Raw genomic sequence first — 375 nt, 5'->3', positions numbered from 1 at the left:
TTCTGGGCGGCGGTCGAGGGCGGGGACGCCGACGGCCTTGCGGCCGCGTTGAACATCGACGGTGAGCGGCTGGGCGAGGTGCTGCCGGCGCTGGCCGACTACCGGCGCCGTGGCCTGGCCGGCTCGGCGGTCGCGGACTGGCGGTACCGGGTGTCGTGGGCGCCGGTGAGCGAGTCCGGCGGGGTGTTGACCGGGACGTGGCTGCTGGTGGGGGAGTCCCCGGATGCCGCTGCGGTCGCGGAGGCGCTGGAGTCCCACGGGGCAACCGTGGTCCGTACTGCGGTGGATGCCGTGGGTGAGGCGGCGGCCGCGTGCTCCGACCTGAGCGGAGTGCTGTCGCTGCTGGCGCTGGACGAGTCGCCGCAGGAGGCGTTC

1 protein-coding gene is annotated in these 375 nt (G+C 75.2%); it reads left to right on the top strand.

What is annotated here, in order from left to right:
- A partial coding sequence (locus tag AE652_RS06370; RefSeq protein ID WP_049650173.1) for a hypothetical protein occupies positions 1–375 on the top strand: 375 nt, incomplete at both ends.

The organism is Kitasatospora sp. MY 5-36 (assembly GCF_001182915.1).
In the GTDB taxonomy this organism is placed as follows: domain Bacteria; phylum Actinomycetota; class Actinomycetes; order Streptomycetales; family Streptomycetaceae; genus Kitasatospora.
The sequence above is the reverse complement of the archived record's forward strand: the minus strand, read 5'-3'. Positions and strand labels throughout refer to the sequence as shown.